General features: G+C 70.2%; 9 protein-coding genes and 1 pseudogene. 5 read left to right on the plus strand and 5 right to left on the minus strand.

Annotated elements, in window-relative coordinates; translation table 11 throughout:
- The first annotated feature begins 13 nt into the window (after positions 1-13).
- Positions 14-550 carry a hypothetical protein gene (locus tag MMA15_RS21600; RefSeq protein ID WP_241059855.1) on the plus strand — a complete coding sequence of 179 codons (537 nt, stop codon included), beginning with the start codon at positions 14-16 and terminating at the stop codon, positions 548-550.
- A 369-nt stretch (positions 551-919) separates the two neighbouring features.
- Here MMA15_RS21600 and MMA15_RS21605 read toward each other — a convergent pair whose 3' ends face one another.
- The gene (locus tag MMA15_RS21605) at positions 920-1,903 is read right to left on the minus strand and encodes a DUF6414 family protein (RefSeq protein WP_241061768.1); all 984 of its coding nucleotides are present in this window, start codon (positions 1,901-1,903) and stop codon (positions 920-922) included.
- A 292-nt stretch (positions 1,904-2,195) separates the two neighbouring features.
- Here MMA15_RS21605 and rlmN point away from each other — a divergent pair, with 292 nt between their 5' ends.
- From rlmN to MMA15_RS21625, 4 genes are all read left to right on the plus strand, one after another.
- Complete coding sequence (gene rlmN / locus MMA15_RS21610) at positions 2,196-3,329, plus strand: dual-specificity RNA methyltransferase RlmN (protein ID WP_241061769.1); 1,134 nt, start codon at positions 2,196-2,198, stop codon at positions 3,327-3,329.
- Positions 3,330-3,637: 308 nt separating this feature from the next.
- Entirely contained in the window at positions 3,638-4,717 is a 1,080-nt protein-coding gene (locus tag MMA15_RS21615; protein WP_241061770.1) for a thiamine ABC transporter substrate-binding protein, read from the plus strand.
- A gap of 128 nt (positions 4,718-4,845) precedes the next feature.
- On the plus strand, positions 4,846-6,534 hold the full coding sequence (locus MMA15_RS21620) for an ABC transporter permease (RefSeq protein ID WP_241063349.1): 1,689 nt from the start codon (positions 4,846-4,848) through the stop codon (positions 6,532-6,534).
- Positions 6,535-7,701, plus strand: a complete 1,167-nt coding sequence (locus MMA15_RS21625; protein ID WP_241061771.1) for an ABC transporter ATP-binding protein — start codon at positions 6,535-6,537, stop codon at positions 7,699-7,701.
- 299 nt (positions 7,702-8,000) lie between these two features.
- Here MMA15_RS21625 and MMA15_RS21630 read toward each other — a convergent pair whose 3' ends face one another.
- The 4 genes and pseudogenes from MMA15_RS21630 to MMA15_RS21645 all read right to left on the minus strand — a co-directional run bounded on the left by MMA15_RS21630 (position 8,001) and on the right by MMA15_RS21645 (position 13,464).
- Entirely contained in the window at positions 8,001-9,110 is a 1,110-nt protein-coding gene (locus MMA15_RS21630; RefSeq protein WP_241061772.1) for an LOG family protein, read from the minus strand.
- A 171-nt stretch (positions 9,111-9,281) separates the two neighbouring features.
- Positions 9,282-10,571, minus strand: coding sequence for a hypothetical protein (locus tag MMA15_RS21635; protein WP_241061773.1), 1,290 nt, complete (start codon positions 10,569-10,571; stop codon positions 9,282-9,284).
- Entirely contained in the window at positions 10,553-11,446 is an 894-nt protein-coding gene (locus tag MMA15_RS21640; protein WP_241061774.1) for an ABC transporter ATP-binding protein, read from the minus strand. The genes MMA15_RS21635 and MMA15_RS21640 overlap by 19 nt, the downstream gene beginning before the upstream one ends.
- A gap of 352 nt (positions 11,447-11,798) precedes the next feature.
- Positions 11,799-13,464 (minus strand): annotated as a pseudogene (locus tag MMA15_RS21645) (thiamine pyrophosphate-binding protein).
- Positions 13,465-13,503: the final 39 nt, after the last annotated feature.

Raw genomic sequence — 13,503 nt, forward strand, 5'->3', positions numbered from 1 at the left:
ACGCCCAGCACGCATGCCGATGGTCGTGCGACGCGGCCGGATCGCCTACGCCGACCAGCGCCCCTACGACCGCGACTCCCAGGGCGTGCTCTGGCCCCGCATCCCTTCCCAACCGGGCAAAGGCAGGCCGGAGTTCGGAATGGTCCACGCCCTGCGGCAGCGCAACGCGATGGAGCAACTGCTCTGCCAGGTCTGCGCACAGCCCGCCGACCGAAACGACGACGGCATCCTGTGGCTCCTCTCGGAAGAACTCGACACCACCGACGAGGACATCGTGACGCCGCATCCACCGGTGTGCCTGCCGTGCGCCCACGCTTCGATCAGCACATGTCCGCATCTACGGCGCGAGTTCACGGCGGTGCGCGTCCGCGCCTGCGAGGGTGCAGGAGTACGCGGAGCCCTCTACGAACCGGCCGACCCTCACCCGGTCCCGGTCGACGCCATCGCGGTCGCGTTCGGTGACCCCCTCATCAATTGGGTCCGCGCAGGCCAACTCCTGCTGAGGCTCACCAAATACCGCCGCATCGAGCTGCCGGAAGACGTCCCCTGAGGAAGCTGTCCAGCGCACCGCAGCAGACACGCACCACGATCCCCAGCGCGATAAAACTTTCCCTACTTCATCAAGGGCTCGCTTCGCTCGCCGCGCGGCCCGGCTCGCCGCCGGGCCGACGCTTCTGTCTCCGCCCCGCTCCGGCCCGGCCGCCGTGCCGCGCGCAGCAGCGAGCCTCAGAGAAGGAGCACCGTTGTGGCTGGGCCGGCCGGCTCCACGGCTTTACGGAGCCAACTTGGAGCGAGCCTCTACGATCATGGCCGACATCGGGCCATTGCGGGTAGCCGAGGAGCCAGCCCGATCCGCAGAAGCGTAAGGGCCATGATCTTTCGCCCCAAGCCAGCTCCACCCCAAAGCCGCTTCGCCGACCTATGGTCGCATCTGCACCAATTCCGAGCTGCGAGGAATGGTTCGATAGACGGCGAATGGAATGAGAGAGAACCCTGGATGCTGAGGCAAATCAATAAATCCAATCCTTCCCAGGTTTCGCATTTGGGCATTCATGGACTCAGCGAATTCACCGCGGTTGATGCTTCCGTCCGAGTTGTAAAAATCCATATCCGGCAGCTCCGTTTCTTCCGTCCCGTAGCTCCCGATGCTGCCGACGAGCGTCCACTCGTTTCGCTCGGTGCCGTAGCGAGCGAAAAGAATCTCTGCCTCAGTGTCGAGATACTGCCGACCCTCTTGGAGTCGGGCACTCACTAGAGCGCCTTTGGCCGGAATCAGGTTGATGTGCAAGCCCGGAGTGAACACGCCTTTCGCGATTCGCACGAACGAGCGCAGGGCGTTTCCGTCCAGCCCATCAATTCCCGGGAAGTCAGGGATGGCATCCTCTAGCTGGTCGGCGCCGTCGTCTTTCTTGGCTTGCCTAGCGCGCTGCTGCCCCTGCTTGCCCTTTCCTGGCGGCTGCGATTGGTTCGACGGCGAAGCTCCGATTCCCTGGAGCCCGACGTTCACATGCCCAAAAGCCGCGAATGCGGAAGCCGCATACCTTGTGTCAAACAGAGAGCCAAGAGCCGTAATTCTGACGAGTGACCCCGGAGGATACTTGGTCTTTAAATTGCCAGTTTCCCAGGAGTCCACCTCTGACGCTTCCACTGAGATATCATGCAATAGAAGTTCCGATTCTAAGGCGTCTTCCAGTGTTGGGAATAGCGCGTCGCCAAGAGACTTATTGGTGTAACTCTCACTGCCGGTTCCTTGTAGATGTTGAGCCGCTGAGCGCGGTCCTATGGTTGTCCTTTTCTCGACCCGCTCCGTCTCCCGTGATTCTTCGACAATTCCACCATCCAGCTGGGCAAGGAGTGCGCGAACTTTGTCGGTGTCTACGTAAAGGAACTCGCGCAGAATCATCGGCTCTCCTGGTGTTGAATCGTCTGTCACAGGGCTTATGTAGTGTAGCTACACATAAGGTGATTTAACACCTAACTTGCAGTAGATGTCTAGGTTTCGACAGGCCCAGCCCTCCTGTTACACCTGCTGTGTCAGCTTCTGAAGGCCGATCAGCGATCACCGCCCTGAGTGCTCTGGGCCGTCTCTGGGCCGTGCGAGGCTGGCCGACGATGACAGGTGATGGCGGATGGTGACCGTCCCCACCCCGCTCCGGCCCAGGCCACCCCCGCCCGTCTGCGACACTGGTACGGCTATGCCTGCACCCGGAGAGCTCACATTCGTCGCGCCGCGCGGAGCCGCCAAGCCGCCGCGGCATCTTGCCGATCTCACGCCCGACGAGCGGCGGGAGGCCGTGGCCGGGGTGGGGGAGAAGCCGTTTCGGGCGAGGCAGTTGTCGCAGCACTACTTTTCGCGGCTCGCGCACGAGCCCGAGCAGTGGACGGACATCCCGGCCGCCGCCCGCGGCAGGCTCGCCGAGGTGCTGCTGCCCGAACTCATGAGCGTCGTACGGCACATCGGCTGTGACGACGGCATGACACGCAAGACGCTGTGGCGGCTGCACGACGGCACGCTCGTGGAGTCCGTGCTGATGCGTTATCCGGACCGGGTCACGATGTGCGTCAGTTCGCAGGCGGGCTGCGGGATGAACTGCCCGTTCTGTGCGACCGGTCAGGCCGGGCTCGACCGCAATCTGTCGACCGCGGAGATCGTCCACCAGATCGTCGACGGCGTACGGGCACTGCGCGACGGCGAGGTGGGGGACGCGCCGCAGGGCGGACGTACCGGCGAAGGACCGTCGCGGCTGTCGAACATCGTGTTCATGGGCATGGGCGAGCCGCTCGCCAACTACAAGCGCGTCGTAGGGGCCATCCGGCGGCTCACCGATCCCGCACCCGACGGGCTCGGGCTGTCGCAGCGCGGCATCACCGTCTCCACGGTCGGACTCGTCCCGGCGATGCTGCGTTTCGCCGACGAGGGCCTCAAGTGCCGTCTCGCGGTGTCGCTGCACGCGCCGGACGACGAGCTGCGCGACACCCTCGTGCCCGTCAACACCCGCTGGAAGGTACGCGAAGTGCTCGACGCCGCATGGGAGTACGCGGCGAAGTCCTCACGGCGTGTGTCCGTCGAGTACGCGCTGATCCGGGACATCAACGACCAGACTTGGCGCGCGGATCTGCTGGGCCGCCTCCTCAAGGGCAAGCCCGTGCACGTCAATCTCATCCCGCTCAATCCGACGCCCGGCTCCAAGTGGACCGCCTCGCGGCCCGAGGACGAGGCCGCGTTCGTCGAGGCACTGGAGTCGCACGGGGTGCCGGTGACCGTAAGGGACACCCGCGGTCAGGAGATCGACGGCGCCTGCGGACAACTGGCCGCCACGGAGCGCTGACACTCCCCGCACCAGGCCCCGTACAGGTGGCTGATAATCTTCGCCGCAAGGTCTCTTGTCGCAGGCACATCAACCAGCGCAGGTTTCCCCGACCGGCGACGAACACCAGCCGGACAGCTGCGACAAGCAACCGCAACACCGCGACAACTGACAACTGCAAAACCGCGACAACTGAACAGACCAAGACCGACAGGGGAGCGCACACAGCGCTGAGAGTGCGGCCGTAAGCACGCGAACACACGCGGAGAACGGCCCGCAGACCCTCGAACCTCGCCCGGGTCATGCCGGGTAGGAAGTCGATGAGCCATATGAGCAAGCACGTGCTGCGCGCGGGCGCCGCCGCCACGACCGTCATCGCCCTCGCCGGCGTACTCACCGCCTGCGGAACGGGCCAGGGAGGCGGCGAGGACAGCAAGACCGTCACCCTCGTCACCCACGACTCCTTCGCCGTCTCCAAGCCCGTACTGAAGAAGTTCACCCAGCGCACCGGCTACAAGGTGAAGGTGCTGCGCGGCGGCGACGCCGGTGCCGCCGTCAACCAGGCCGTGCTCAACAAGGGCAACCCGCAGGGCGACGTCTTCTTCGGCGTCGACAACACCCTGCTGTCCAGGGCCCTCGGCAAGGGCGTCTTCGCCCCGTACAAGGCCGACGGCCTCGCCCACGTACCGGAGAAGCTGCAACTCGACGGGAAGCGGCACCGCGTCACTCCCGTCGACTCCGGCGAGATATGCGTCAACTACGACCGCGAATGGTTCGACAAGCACGGTCAGGCGCCGCCCCGGTCGCTGGACGACCTCGCCGACCCCCAGTACAAGGACCTCCTCGTCACCCCCAACGCCGCGACGTCCTCGCCCGGCCTGGGATTCCTGCTGGCCACCGTGGAGAAGTACGGCGCAGGCGGCTGGAAGGACTACTGGAAGAAGCTGCGCGCCAACGGAGTCGAAGTCGTCGACGGCTGGGAGCAGGCGTACAACGACCGCTTCTCCGGCTCCAACGCGGGCAAGGGCAAGGGAGACCGGCCCCTCGTCGTCTCCTACGCCACCAGCCCGCCCGCCGAGGTACTCGGCAAGAAGCCGCTGCCCGCGAAGGCCCCCACGGGCATCGCCGAGCGGACCTGCTTCCAGCAGACCGAGTTCGCCGGGCTGCTGGACGGCGCACGCAACGCCAAGGGCGGAAAGGCCCTGCTCGACTACATGCTGAGCAAGACCTTCCAGGAGGATCTGCCGCTCCAGATGTTCGTCGATCCCGCCCGTGACGACGCCGAACTGCCCGAAGTGTTCACGAAGTACGGGGAGTCGGCGGACGGTGCGGCCACCATGGACCCCGCGAGGATCGACGCCCACCGCGAAGAGTGGATCAAGTCGTGGACGTCGCTCGTCGTGAAGTAGACGGCGTGGGGCGGGGAGCCGGCACCGCACGCGGCGGGGCGACGGAGCAACGGGCAGACGCCGAAGGGGAGTCGGCGACTTCCGCACGGCGCGACGCGCGCGGCGGAACTGTGGTGCGGCTCGCGCTGATGGCGCTCCCCCTCGCCTTCTTCGGGATCTTCTTCGCCTACCCCGTCGCCGCGATCGTCGCCCGCGGCCTGCGTACATCCGCCGGAGACTGGAGGTCGGAGCGCCTCACCCAGGTCCTCTCCGACGCCGACACCCTGCACGTGCTGTGGTTCACGGTGTGGCAGGCCGCCGCCTCGACAGCGTGCACGCTCGCGCTGGCGCTGCCCGCCGCGTACGTCTTCGCACGGTTCGACTTCCCCGGCAAGCAGGTGCTGCGCGCCGTCGTCACCGTGCCCTTCGTGCTGCCGACGGTCGTCGTCGGCTCCGCGTTCCTTGCGCTGCTGGGGCGCGGCGGCGTGCTGGAGGAGTGGGCCGGGCTACGGCTCGACACCGGGGTGTGGGCGATCCTCCTCGCCCACGTCTTCATCAACTACGCCGTCGTCGTACGGACCGTAGGCGGCCTGTGGGCCCAACTCGACCCGCGCCAGGAGGAGGCGGCGCGTGTGCTCGGTGCGAGCCGGTTCACCGCGTGGCGCCGCGTCACGCTGCCCGCGCTCGCACCGTCCGTCGCGGCAGCCGCGCTGATCGTCTTCCTCTTCACCTTCACCAGCTTCGGCGTGATCCAGGTGCTGGGCGGCCCCCGCTACGCCACCCTCGAAGTGGAGATCTACCGGCAGACCGCCGCACTGCTCGACCTGCCGACCGCGGCCGTGCTGACCTTGATCCAGTTCGCGACGGTCATCGCGCTGCTCGCCGTGCACGCCCGCACCGTACGGAAGCGGCAGTCCGCGCTCAGCATGGTCCCCGCGGAGCAGACCGCCCGCCGGCCACGCGGCCGGGCCCAGTGGGCGCTGCTGACGGCCGTACTGACGGTGACCGCGCTGCTGATCCTGGTGCCGCTGACCGTGCTGGCGCTGCGCTCCCTCGACGGGCCCGACGGCTACGGCCTCGCCAACTACCGTGCGCTCGGCCGTACTTCGGACACCGCCACGACCGCCGCCACCTTCACGGTGCCGCCCGTCGACGCCATCGGGAACTCCCTCGCATACGCCGCCGTCGCGACCCTCCTCGCGCTCGTCACGGGGGGCTCCGCCGCACTGGGCCTGACCGTACGGAACGGGACCCGTGACGGGGCCGAAGCTTCGGGGACGGGGGCCGGTTCCGGTACGGGCAGGGGGGCCGGGCGCCTGGTGCGGAGCTTCGACTCCATGCTGATGCTTCCGCTCGGCACCTCCGCGGTGACCGTCGGCTTCGGCTTCCTCGTAGCGCTCGACGAACCGCCCCTGGACCTGCGTTCGTCGTGGATGATCGTCCCCGTCGCGCAGGCGCTGGTCGGCGTCCCGTTCGTCATACGGACGATGCTGCCGGTGCTGCGCGCCGTGGACCCACGGCTGCGCGAGGCCGCGGCGGTGCTGGGTGCCCCGCCGCTGCGGGTGTGGCGGGAGGTGGACCTGCCGATGGTCGGCCGTGCGCTGCTGGTGGCCGCGGGGTTCGCCTTCGCGGTGTCGCTGGGGGAGTTCGGCGCCACGGTCTTCATCGCCAGGCCCGACGCCCCGACACTGCCGGTCGCCGTGGCCCGCTTCCTGGGCCGCGCGGGCGAGGTCAACTACGGGCAGGCGATGGCGATGAGCACCGTACTGATGCTCGTGTGCGCGGCGACGCTCCTCGCGCTGGAACGCATACGCACCCACCCCTCGGGAGAGTTCTAGATGCTGCGACTCGACGGTGTGACGGCCGGCTTCGGCGCCGGACACCGCGCACTGGACGGAGTGGACCTGGAAGTTGCCGACCACGAGACGGTGTGCGTCCTCGGCCCCAGCGGTAGCGGCAAGTCGACGCTGCTGCGCGTCGTCGCGGGACTGCACGAGCCGGACTCGGGGCGGGTGCTGCTCTCCGGCCGCGACCAGTCGGGGGTGCCGCCCCATCGGCGCGGCGTGGGGCTGATGTTCCAGGACCACCAGCTCTTCCCACAGCGCGACGTGGGCGGCAACGTCGCCTTCGGCCTGCGCATGCGCGGCACGGGCGGTTCGGACAGTACGGATGGGACGGGCAGTACGGGTGGGGCGGCTAGGACGAGCGGTACGGGTCGAACGGGCCGTAGCGGCACGGGAGTTCGCCGTGGCCGTGGCGCCGGGCGGCGCGAAGTGGACGCCCGCGTCGACGAACTGCTCGACCTCGTCGGCCTGCCCGGCGCCCGTGGCCGCGCCGTCAACTCGCTCTCCGGCGGCGAACAGCAACGCGTCGCCCTCGCCCGAGCGCTCGCACCGCAGCCGCGCCTGCTGATGCTGGACGAGCCACTCGGCCAGCTCGACCGGGGCCTGCGCGAACGCCTCGTCGTCGAACTCCGCGCGCTCTTCCGCCGGTTGCGTACGACCGTCCTCGCGGTCACACACGACCAGGCCGAGGCGTTCGTGCTCGCCGACCGCGTCGTGGTGATGAAGGAGGGCCGCATCGCACAGGCGGGTACGCCGCTGGAGGTGTGGCTGCGGCCCGCTTCGGAGTTCGTCGCCCGCTTCCTCGGCTTCGACAACGTGGTCGACGCTACGGTCCACGGCGCCGCCGCCGAAACGCCGTGGGGCAAACTCCCCGTGGAGGACGGCACACCCGAGGGCCGCTGCCGACTGCTCGTACGTCCCGGCGCCGTGCGGCTGACCGAACCGGAGGACGGACTGCCCTGCACCGTGGAGGCGCGTACCTTCCGCGGTGGCGACGCCGCGGCGGTGACACTGCTGCTCAGCCCTGACAACGGCCCGCGTCTGGAAGCCACTTGCGCCCTGCGCGAGGCCCCGGAGCCCGGGGATCGCGTCGGGGTGACCTTTCCCGACGGGAGGGATGTGGTGCGGCTGGGGGCGGGCGGGGTGACGGATGACGGCTGACAAATGCCGTCATCTGTTATCTGTCATCCATCAGCCGTTATCCGTCAGTCGTCAGCTGATAGTCGTCAACTGATCGCTGTTAACTGAAAGTCGTCACCGGGAATTGGATAGCTGATAGCCGTCAGCCGTCAGCCGTCAGCCGTCAGCCGTCAGCCGTCAGCCGTCAGCCGTCAGCCGTCAGCCGTCAGCCGTCAGCCGTCATCTGACATCCGTCAACTGCTGTCTGTCCTCCGCCGGTTGTCATCCGACACCCGTCACCATCCAGCCGCGACACGGCAACGCCCGACGCCCGACGCCCGTCAGCCCCCGTCCCCACCACCCGCCAGCCGTGCCAGCGTCTGCGGCACCTCATCGACCGAGGCGGCCAGGGCGATACGCGAGGCCATCGGCCGCTCGCCCGCCAGCGCCTTCAGCAGCGGCCAGCACGGCAGCGTCCGCGTCCAGTGCTCCTCGTCCACCAGCACCATCGGGGTGGGAGCGCCGCGCGACTGGTAGTAGTTCGGCGTCGCGTTGTCGAAGATCTCCTGCACGGTGCCCGCGGCGCCCGGGAGGAAGACCACGCCCGCGTTCGAGCGTGCCAACAGCCCGTCCTCGCGCACCGCGTTGACGAAGTACTTCGCGATGTGCTGGGCGAACGCGTTCGGCGGCTCGTGCCCGTAGAACCAGGTAGGGATTCCCACGGACGCCCCGCCTCCGGGCCAGCCCTCCCGCACGGCGAAGGCAGCACGCGCCCACTCGCTCACCGACGCCTCGAAGTCCGGAGCCGTCGACAGCATCTCAAGCGCCTTCTCCAGCATGCCGTCGTGGAACGGCGCCGCGTACGCACCGAGGTTCGCCGCCTCCATCGCACCGGGGCCCCCGCCCGTCGCGACGGTGTGCCCGGCGCGGGCGAGGGCGCGTCCGAGCCGGGCCGCGCCCGCGTAGGCGTCGCTGCCGCGTGCGAGTCTGTGCCCGCCCATGACGCCGACCACCCTTGCGCCGACGAGCTGTTCGTCGAGGGCGTCGGAGATCGCGTCGTCGTGCACGGCGCGGAGCATCGAGGAGAAGACGTCGCCGTCGTTCTTCGTCCGCTGGAACCAGTGGTACGAGTGGGCGTCCGGCGTCCGCTCGTAGTCGCCGGCGGTGAGCCCGTCGAAGAGTTCGTCGGGAGAGTAGAGCCGTCCGCGGTACGGGTCGAACGGCAGGCCCGGCACGGGCGGAAAGACCAGCCCGCCGCTCTGCTGCACCCGCACGACCGACTCCGGGTCCATCGCACACCCGAGGAAGACGGCGCCCTCGGTCTCCGCCGAGGCGAGCGCCGTACCGCGTTCCCGCAGGTCCACCGACTGCACACGCCAGCCGCTGAGGCAGCCGGTCGCCTCCACGACGTCGTCGAACTCTTCGAGCGTCTCTATCTCGTGGTCGAGCATCCCCTCAGCCTAGGCGCCGCACAGCGAAGGGCGGCCCGCTTACGGAAAGCGGACCGCCCTTCGAGCCGGAGGGGCCGAGCCAGGCCACGGAGGACGACGCCCGATCAGGAGTAGCAGGATGCGCCCCGCAGCCCGACCGCCCGCCCGCCGAGTCGCCCGCCCGTCAGGACGTCACGACGTCAGCGGCAGCGCCGCGAGTTGACTCACCGCCCAGGTCAGCGCCCCCATCACGGCACACACGACAACCGCACGCACCACCGCCGCCCCCCGCAGCAGCCGCCGCGGAGCGCCCAGCCTGACCAGTGCCGCGTTCGCCGGTCTGCGGGCCGCACGCGACTCCGCTGCCGCCGTCAGCGCGCTCGCGGTGACGCACACGACCACCAGCGCCGCGCCCAGCAGCGTCAACGGCCCGAACATGCGCGGCCCGTCCTGCGGGGAGGCGCCGTAGAGTTCGGCCGCCGCCAGCCCGGCGGCGGCCACCGCGCACAGCACGCCCAACGGCCTGCCGATGCGTGCGGACTCCTGCTGAAGCACCCGGCCCGCGAGCAGCCGTACGGCCCCCGGCCTGCCGACCGCCAGCAGCCGGCCGCAGAGCTGGGTGATCCCTGGGCCCGCCAGTACGAGACCGAGCGCGGCCAGCAGCCAGCCGCCCAGCACGCCGGGTGCGCTGTTGGACAGCACGGCCGACAGCGAGAGCGGCTTCGGCGAACGGCTCGCATACGTCTCCGTGGCCAGTCCGGCGGCCAGGCACGCGGCGCCCCAGGGAAGCGTGACCGATGCGGGCAGCGGTCCCGGAAGCACCCGGAACGGCTGGCCTTCACCGGAGCCGTCGGCGTGGCCGTGCCGGACATCGGCACCGTTCGGCGGGGCTGCGTGCATGCCGCCTCCGCCTCCGCCTGCCGCCCCGGTACCGGCCGGAGCGCCCGCCGTGGCTCCGGCCACTGCGGGCAGCGCCGCCGGACGGGTCGCGACCGCCGCACCGCAAGCGGCCGTCAGCGGCGGTACGGCCAGCAGCACCACCGTCGCCGCCACCGGCAGCGGACGGTCCCCGGCGAGCATGCCCACCGCGGCCCCGTCGAACGGTGCCGCCGCCAACTGCCCGCGCAGATGCAGATAGATCACCAGCGCCACGGCACTGCCCAGCAGCGCCGACATCGCGGTCGACACGGCCGCCAGCAGCGGGACACGTGCCGGGCCCACCCCGGCGGCGTCCAGCGCGGAACGCGACCGCGAACCCGGGTCGGTACGGGCGACCGCCGCCGCGAACTGCACGGTAGCCGCGAGAGGTACGAGACACCACACGAGCTGGACGAGCGAACCACCGGACCGGTGCGGATGAGCGAGGGCATGACTCAGCGCGGCGAGCAGAAGGAATCCCACGACGGACGTCGCGCACGCGACCAGCAGACGGCGCAGCAGGGTCAGGGGGTGGCCCCCGCGGATCAGACGGAGAGCGAGCACGCGGCACCCTTGGAGTCTTCGCCGTCCGAGTCGCCGTCGCCCGTGGCCATGCCCTTGCCACCGGCTGCGCCGCCCTCGCCGTCGCCTTCGGTTCCGTTGGGGCCGCTGCCTGGGCTGCCTGTGGCGCCGGGCCCGGCAGCGATCAGGCCGCCGCTCAGCCGTCCGTCGACGAGCGTGAGATTGCGGTCCGCGAGCGTCGGTCCTGCCGCGTCGGGCGACTGCGGGTCTCCCGGTGTCACCTTCGGCAGCATCACCGCCGGGTCGTGGGTGGTGAGCACCACCGTGATGTCGTGCGTACGGGCGGCGGTCGTCAACGTCCGCAGCACCTGGGCTCGTTCGGCCTGGTGCAGGGGAGCGGTGGGTTCGTCGGCGAAGACGATCGCGGGAGCGGGCGCGAGCGCGCGGGCGATGGCGACGCGCTGGCGCTGCGACTGCCGCAGCGCCGAAGGCCGTTTACGTGCGCACTCGCCCACGTCGAGCCGCTCCAGCCATTCGACGGCTGCCTTGCGGGCGGCGCGGGAGCCGGTGCCGTTCAGCAGCATCGGCAGCGCGGCGTTCTCCCACGCGGTGAGTTCGGGGATGAGCTGCGGCTTGCTGCCGACCCAGCCGAAGCGGTCGCGGCGCATCCGCTCGCGCGATGTGCGGGAGAGGGTGTGCACCGGCACGCTGTTGAACCAGATCTCGCCGTCGTGCGGGGCGAGTTGACCCGACAGGCAGCTCAGCAAGGTCGTCTTGCCGCTGCCGCGGGGTCCGGTGACGGAGACGATCTCTCCGGCGCGTACGCCGATCGATACGTCTTGCAGGGCGGGGGAACCGCCGTACGAGTAATGCAGTCCGCGTGCCCATAGCACGTCGTTGTCCGGGGGTGCTGCCACTGAGGGCACCTCCACTCACCTCTGCTGGTCCCTGCCGGGCCCTGTCCCACCAAAGGGTGAACAAGGGCCCGGGGCGGTCGGTCACAGGAACCGTAAGGAGAGCGGGGCGGCCATCGAGTGCCATCCGCCGGGGCGCGGCGCAGATTCCACCGAACGGGCCTCGCAGATGGCCCCGCCCGTTCGGCGCCCCGTTCGGTGCCCACTTCAGCGCCCTGCGAGGGGCCGCGTTCGCGTCCTGCCCGCGTCCTGCCGAGTCCTGTCCGGGTCCAGCGTGTGGTCTGGCCGTGGCCCGTTCGGGGGCCCCTACGAGATCCGCCCGCTGCTTCGTAAGGGGCGCCTCGCAGTCGGTGGTTCAGCCGTCGTCGCCCAGGTGTGTGGGGGCGAACATCCGTAGTTCCGCCGGGAGGACCACCACGGACGGCCCCGGTGCGGCGAGCGCCGAGGAGAGGTCGTCGCGCAGCCGTTCCGGGCAGGTGCGCACCGCGGGGACGCCGAACGACTCGGCGAGCGCGGCGAAGTCGGGCCGGGACAGTTCGGTGCCGGTCGTCTCGCCGAAGGACTCCGTCATGTACGTACGGAGGATGCCGTAGCCGCCGTCGTCGACGATGAGCCAGGTCACGGGCAGGTCGTACTGGCGGGCGGTGGCGAGTTCGGCGATGGAGTACATCGCGCCGCCGTCGCCGGAGACCGCGAGGACCGGGGTGCTGCGCGCGGGGTCCGCGGCGGCGGCGCCGAGCGCGGGCGGGGAAGCCGTAGCCGAGGCCGCCCGCGCCCTGGGCGGAGTGCATGGCGCCCTCGCGGGGGTCGAAGGCCGACCACGCCCAGTACGCGAGGATCGTCATGTCCCAGAAGCTGGGCGAGGTGTCGGGGAGGGCGTCGCGCACAGAGCGGAGCAGGCGCTGTTCGAGATCCAGGCCCTGGGCGTCGATACGGGCCTTCACGCGTGCCAGCAGTGCCGCGGCCTCCTGCTCGGCGCGGCCCGCGGGGCGTGGCGTGACCGCGGCGGTGAGCGCTTCGAGTGCGGCGCGGGCGTCGGCGTGTATGCCCAGCGCGGGGTGGTTGGCCTCCAGTTTGCCCAGGTCGGCCTCGATATGGACGACCCGGCCGCGCGGCGCCAACGTGTAGTAGTTGGTGGACAGTTCGCCGAGTCCGGAGCCCACGACGAGCAGTACGTCGGCGTCGGAGAGGAAGTCGGTGGTGTGCCGGTCCTCGACCCAGGAGCCGAGGGAGAGGCGGTGGCCGCAGGGGAAGGCGCCCTTGCCGCCGAAGGTGGTGGCGACGGGTGCGTCCAGGCGTTCCGCGAGGGCGAGGAGCTGTGACCGGGCGCCGGAGCGTACGACTCCGCCTCCGGCGAGCACCGCGGGTCGCTCCGCGGCATCGAGCAACCGGGCGGCGCGGGCGGTCAGTTCGGGACGCGGGGGCAGCGGACGTGGAGCGGCGGGGCCGTCGGCAGCGCCGAGCGACTCGGGCACGGGCGCGTCCGTGTGCGCGAGGAGTACGTCCTGCGGGATCTCGACCCAGACGGGGCCGCTGGGCGCCTCCAGCGCCGCCGCCCATGCCGCCGCGAGCGCCGAGGGGATCTGCGAGACCGCCCGTACCGTGTGGACGGACTTCACGATGTCGCGGAACGAGCCTTGCTGGTCGCGGAGTTCGTGGAGATAACCCTTGCGTCCGCCGCCGAGGCCGGCGAGGGGCACCTGGCTGCTGATGCCCAGCACCGGCGCCGACGCCGCCGCGGACTCCTGGAGAGCGGCCAGCGACATCAGCGCGCCGGGTCCGGTGGAGACCAGCAGCGGTGTGACGGTGCCGGTGACGCGGGCGCAGGCGTCGGCGGCGAAGCCCGCGTTGTTCTCCATACGCAGTCCCACGTACGACAGGGGGGAGCGGCGTACGGCGTCGAAGGCACCCAGAGCGTGCTGGCCCGGCAGTCCGAAGACGGTGCGGGCACCGAGGGCGGTGAGGGATTCGGCGACGAGGTCTCCACCGGTGCGGGCTGCGGGTGCGGAAGCGGGAGCCATGCGGTAGGTCGCGCCTTTCGACGTGGTGGGCAGGGAACG

The organism is Streptomyces marispadix (assembly GCF_022524345.1).
In the GTDB taxonomy this organism is placed as follows: Bacteria; Actinomycetota; Actinomycetes; order Streptomycetales; family Streptomycetaceae; genus Streptomyces; species Streptomyces marispadix.

Bases quoted from the DNA above. Each gene is read 5' to 3' on its own strand.
- MMA15_RS21600 (WP_241059855.1), top strand. From the start codon at position 14: ATGCCGATGGTCGTGCGACGCGGCCGGATCGCCTACGCCGACCAGCGC.
- MMA15_RS21605 (WP_241061768.1), bottom strand. From the start codon at position 1,903: ATGATTCTGCGCGAGTTCCTTTACGTAGACACCGACAAAGTTCGCGCA.
- rlmN (WP_241061769.1), top strand. From the start codon at position 2,196: ATGCCTGCACCCGGAGAGCTCACATTCGTCGCGCCGCGCGGAGCCGCC.
- MMA15_RS21615 (WP_241061770.1), top strand. From the start codon at position 3,638: ATGAGCAAGCACGTGCTGCGCGCGGGCGCCGCCGCCACGACCGTCATC.
- MMA15_RS21620 (WP_241063349.1), top strand. From the start codon at position 4,846: ATGGCGCTCCCCCTCGCCTTCTTCGGGATCTTCTTCGCCTACCCCGTC.
- MMA15_RS21625 (WP_241061771.1), top strand. From the start codon at position 6,535: ATGCTGCGACTCGACGGTGTGACGGCCGGCTTCGGCGCCGGACACCGC.
- MMA15_RS21630 (WP_241061772.1), bottom strand. From the start codon at position 9,110: ATGCTCGACCACGAGATAGAGACGCTCGAAGAGTTCGACGACGTCGTG.